The following is a 4,165-nucleotide window of genomic DNA, read 5'->3' as shown; positions in this document are numbered from 1 at the left end:
CCTGATCAGGCCCTGACCTCTCCGAAGGTCGGCGCTCCTACACCACGGCGTGGGACACTATCCGCGGAACGGTCCATGTGGTCGAAGGGACCGGCTGCGAATGCTGTTCCCAGTGGACCGAGTATCTGCGCCAGAACGGCTTCGAGGTGACATCCGAGGAACGCTACGGTGCTCTTCTGATCCGGCACAAAATGGACTTGGGCGTCCCGACCAGTCAGTTGTCGTGCCATACGGGAGAGATCGACGGCTATTTCATAGAAGGCCATGTCCCCGCGGCCGACATCGAGCGCCTTCTGAAAGAGAGGCCGGATGCCGCAGGGCTCGCGGTTCCCGGAATGCCCTATGGCAGTCCCGGGATGGGACCCGAAAACAAGCGTAAAGCCTACGACGTCAATCTTGTTAAGCGGGATGGCTCGGTTGAGGTGTTCTCGCACTACGCCGCCGCGCAATAATCTCCGGATGATATAAATTGCCGATGCTTCGACCGAACCGCCGTCATTTTTCGCTCACGATGCTCGCGGCTCTGGCCGCGTGCGGCACGCAACCCCCCGTCTTGAAGAGGTACCTGGGGCCTCCGGTGACACAGGTCGTCGTTCAGAAGGAGCGGCGCCGAATGTACCTGCTCAGCGGGCAGACGGTCCTGAAATCGTATGACTTCGGACTGGGAAACGAGCCCATCGGCCACAAGCAGTTTGAAGGCGACGGAAAGACCCCGGAGGGCCTCTATTACATCGACCGTTTCAATCCCCGCAGTCGATACCATCTTTCAGTGGGGATTTCCTATCCGAATGAGCGGGACCGAGCTTTTGCGGAGCAGTTCGGATTGGATCCGGGCGGTGATATCATGATCCATGGCCGCGGGCCGGAGGGAAAGCGTCTGGTCAGACAGAAGCGGGACTGGACGGCGGGCTGCATCACGGTCAGCGACGACGAGGTCGAAGATATCTTCGCGATGCTGCGCCTCGGGGTGCCGGTGATGATTTACCCCTGATATCATGGCTCGTAGGTGAGGGCGGGCCGGAGATGTCTCCGGCTCCGCCCTTCGATGGTAGATCAGAAGACCGCGACCTGTGTGCCTATCTCGGCGACCTCGTAGAGTTTCAGGACATGCTCGTTATAAAGACCGTAGCATCCGTTCGACGATTTGCGGCCGATCTTCCGGGTGTCGTGGGTTCCGTGAATCAGATATGCAGGCCATGAAAGATAAAGGCCGCGGACGCCCAGCGGATTTTCTGGCACGCCTCCTTCGACGCGTTGCGGCAGCGAAGGATCTCTCTCGCGCATGCTCGGGGTCGGGGTCCACGGAGGGTTTTCCGCTTTTCTGACGATCTCGGTCTTTCCTCTGCGGGTCAGATCCTCGGATACGGGTACCGCTGTAGGGAACAACAAGTATACCGATTCGTCGGCAGACCAGTAATGCAGCGCCCGCGAGGTCACATCAGCAAGGATGACGCCCTTTCCCAGACTCGGATAGAAATCGCTCCAATGCCACGCGCGAAATGACGACTGATTGCGGCGTTGATCGGCGTCCGGGTCTACCTGAAACACGCCGAGGTCGGGGGCCGCCCCTCCGGCGGACCCGTAGACAGGCATTCCGGTATAAGGGTCGATATTCTGTGCGAAACTCCGTCCGGCCGGAAGGACGAGCGCCGTGGCCATCAGTCCGGTCAAGAACTGTCGGCGCCCGCTCGATCGATCTGCCTGTGTCATGTCCCACCTTTCGCTATTGTTTTCATTGCGATACTAGCTGCCCACTGCTGCCCTTCAAGAACAATGGAGATCATGACCCATAACGCCTGCGTGAGACGGATAGGCGAAGTGTCTCACGTCGACGTGACCTGGTGTTGGCGCTGGGCTGGGCTGCACCTCAGGTGGCCTCCTTCGCTACGGGCTGCAGCCGTGCTGGCCGTCCACGTCGTCGAGGGCACTGGTTGCGCCTGCTGCACCCGCGCACGGCTTCTGGGGGCGGGAAGAATGCAGTGTCACCGAAGAGGAGTTCTACGGAGGCCCCTTTCGTGAGCCACAAGCTCGACAATGACGTACCCCAAGGAGGATGATGTCCTGCCACACCGCGCCGACCACCCATCTATCGGCCTCGCGCGCTCGTCTCGGCCTGATAGCTCCGCTCGCGTTCCGGCCACGTGCTCTTGATGTAGGCGAGCACGGCCCGGATCTCGGCGTCGCTGAGGACATCGGCAAACCCGGGCATGTCGCTCTCGTATCCGCCTCCCACGATGGCGGCGGTGCCTTCCTTGACGATCCGGAACAGGATGTCGTCCGGATGATGCCATGTGTGGCCGGTGGCGTCGTGCGGGGGAGCCGGCAGGCGCCCGGAGGGCAGAGGCATTTGCCAGTCCGGCTGCCCCTCAAGCTGCGCGCCATGACATGCGGCGCACTGGGTCTCGTAAATGGTGCGGCCCAGTGCGATCGTCTCGGCATTCTCCGCATCCGCCCGCAGCCCGACAAGGATCCAGGTGGCGATGAGCGCGGAGGCGGTGAGGCCGATGAGGGTTGGTATCCGGAGCATCATTTGGCATGCTGGGCGAGCCAGTCCTGCAGGAACACGATCCGCGCGTGCTGTTCGTCGCCGGTGACTTCGGCAGACTGATGGCAGAAACGGTCTGAACGCATGTCGGCAGCACCTGATCAGCGGAACACTTCGCCTCCTCGGCCGTTCCCACAGGATGCAACGGCGGACCCCCCGGACGAAAGCCGGATTCGTCTGGCAGAAGCTTGCGAACGCACTGGCGCTTCTTGCAACTGCCATGCTCATCGCCCATGGCGCGGCGGCCGGAAGTCTGGTGCCCCACAGTCATGCCCACATCTCCGTCCACGCCGAATCTTCGCCGACGGCGACGAACGTGGCGGACCCCGTCCCGCATCACGCTCCTTCGATGGCTGTGGGGGAGGAGCCCAGCGATGACAACCATGACACGCTCGCCTGTTGCGGAGATGCGTGCCTGGCAGCGCTGATCCCCGGCCGAACCGCCGATCTGAAAGAGCCGCGCAGGAGCGATCAGAAGTTTGTGATGCCAGTCTCCTTGCTCAGCGGGCTTGCCCCGGATGGGCCGCGCCGTCCGCCGCGGGACCACCATCTGATCTGATCGTTACCCATCGTGAGCGCGTGTCGCGCCTTGCTGCCTGGCGTCGCTCGCGCCGGAGGGATGAGAAGACGGTCTGAAGACGCCAGGAAAGTCTTTTCGTGTCATCGCTGGCTGCGAGTGCCGAGCGCCACGCTTGCTGCTTCTCTTCCCGGCGCTTTCCGAAGATGGAGAATACAAATGCACCAGATGTCCCCTGAAATGCAGAGCTGCATCGACGAATGCCTGAGCTGCCACAGCACTTGCCTCAGCATGGCCATGAACCATTGTCTTGAGGCAGGTGGCCGGCATGTCGAGCCGGAGCACTTCCGGCTCATGATCGCCTGCGCCGAAATTTGCCAGACCGCGGCGAATTTCATGCTGATCGGCACCAGTCATCACAAGCATCTCTGCCGTGAGTGTGCCGAGATCTGTGAGGAATGCGCCCGGAGCTGCGAGCAGGTCGGCGACATGCAGGAATGCGTGGATGCGTGCCGCCGGTGCGCCGAGAGCTGCCGGAAAATGGCGGCCTGATCCCCACCGAAACCAGTTACATCAAAGGAGAACCCTTATGCGCAAGTTTGAACTCGCCGCCGTCGTTGCTGCCCTTCTCGCCGCGCCCGCGGCTTTCGCTCAGGAGAGCGGGACAGGCGGGCAGGCTGGCCACATGGCGGGACAGGGAGGTCCCATGCCCGACCTGTCGATCCTGCCGCAGGGCTGCCAGGACGCGATCCAGCAGTCCGGGATGCCTGGGATGATGCAGGGCATGGACGTGTCCGGCATGATGGGAGGCATGGAAGCATGGATGAGGCCCAGCAAGCCTCGATGCAGGCCATGATGGAGATGAACGGTCCGATGATGGCCACCCACGCTATCGAGGATCCCGACCTCGCCTTCCACTGCGGGATGATCGCCCATCATGCCGGCGCCATCGCGATGGCCGAGGTCGAGTTGAAGTATGGCGATGACGAGGAGTCGAAAGCGATGGCTCAGAAGATCATCGACGCTCAAGGCCCGGAAATCGAGGAAATGACCGCCTGGATCGAGGAGAACGCGGGTCAGCAGTAAGGACTCGGGCCGCCGCA

Annotated in this window: 6 protein-coding genes; 4 read left to right on the top strand and 2 right to left on the bottom strand. The window is 62.1% G+C overall.

What is annotated here, in order from left to right:
- Nucleotides 1-59: 59 nt before the first annotated feature.
- Together ACFHYO_RS01635 and ACFHYO_RS01630 are read left to right on the top strand one after the other, a co-directional pair.
- Nucleotides 60-452: a DUF411 domain-containing protein gene (locus ACFHYO_RS01635; RefSeq protein WP_394317889.1), complete on the top strand. Its 393-nt coding sequence runs from the start codon at nucleotides 60-62 to the stop codon at nucleotides 450-452.
- Nucleotides 453-475: 23 nt separating this feature from the next.
- A complete protein-coding gene (locus ACFHYO_RS01630; protein ID WP_036700235.1) occupies nucleotides 476-991 on the top strand; it encodes a L,D-transpeptidase family protein in 516 nt (171 codons plus the stop codon).
- Nucleotides 992-1,053: 62 nt separating this feature from the next.
- Here the strand turns inward: ACFHYO_RS01630 and ACFHYO_RS01625 are convergent, their stop codons facing one another.
- The gene (locus ACFHYO_RS01625; protein ID WP_074826734.1) at nucleotides 1,054-1,710 is read right to left on the bottom strand and encodes a L,D-transpeptidase; all 657 of its coding nucleotides are present in this window, start codon (nucleotides 1,708-1,710) and stop codon (nucleotides 1,054-1,056) included.
- Between the two features lie 376 nt (nucleotides 1,711-2,086).
- The gene (locus ACFHYO_RS01620) at nucleotides 2,087-2,530 is read right to left on the bottom strand and encodes a c-type cytochrome (protein WP_036700233.1); all 444 of its coding nucleotides are present in this window, start codon (nucleotides 2,528-2,530) and stop codon (nucleotides 2,087-2,089) included.
- A 760-nt stretch (nucleotides 2,531-3,290) separates the two neighbouring features.
- On the opposite strand from ACFHYO_RS01620, the gene ACFHYO_RS01615 reads away from it, so the two are divergent.
- Together ACFHYO_RS01615 and copM are read left to right on the top strand one after the other, a co-directional pair.
- Nucleotides 3,291-3,614, top strand: a complete 324-nt coding sequence (locus ACFHYO_RS01615) for a four-helix bundle copper-binding protein (protein ID WP_211096319.1) — start codon at nucleotides 3,291-3,293, stop codon at nucleotides 3,612-3,614.
- A 267-nt stretch (nucleotides 3,615-3,881) separates the two neighbouring features.
- Complete coding sequence (gene copM / locus ACFHYO_RS01610) at nucleotides 3,882-4,148, top strand: CopM family metallochaperone (RefSeq protein ID WP_394317882.1); 267 nt, start codon at nucleotides 3,882-3,884, stop codon at nucleotides 4,146-4,148.
- Nucleotides 4,149-4,165: the final 17 nt, after the last annotated feature.

This window comes from Paracoccus panacisoli (assembly GCF_042435015.1).
GTDB lineage: Bacteria > Pseudomonadota > Alphaproteobacteria > Rhodobacterales > Rhodobacteraceae > Paracoccus > Paracoccus panacisoli.
The sequence above is the reverse complement of the archived record's forward strand: the minus strand, read 5'-3'. Positions and strand labels throughout refer to the sequence as shown.

Bases quoted from the DNA above. Each gene is read 5' to 3' on its own strand.
- ACFHYO_RS01630 (WP_036700235.1), top strand. From the start codon at position 476: ATGCTTCGACCGAACCGCCGTCATTTTTCGCTCACGATGCTCGCGGCT.
- ACFHYO_RS01625 (WP_074826734.1), bottom strand. From the start codon at position 1,710: ATGACACAGGCAGATCGATCGAGCGGGCGCCGACAGTTCTTGACCGGA.
- ACFHYO_RS01620 (WP_036700233.1), bottom strand. From the start codon at position 2,530: ATGATGCTCCGGATACCAACCCTCATCGGCCTCACCGCCTCCGCGCTC.
- ACFHYO_RS01615 (WP_211096319.1), top strand. From the start codon at position 3,291: ATGTCCCCTGAAATGCAGAGCTGCATCGACGAATGCCTGAGCTGCCAC.
- copM (WP_394317882.1), top strand. From the start codon at position 3,882: ATGGATGAGGCCCAGCAAGCCTCGATGCAGGCCATGATGGAGATGAAC.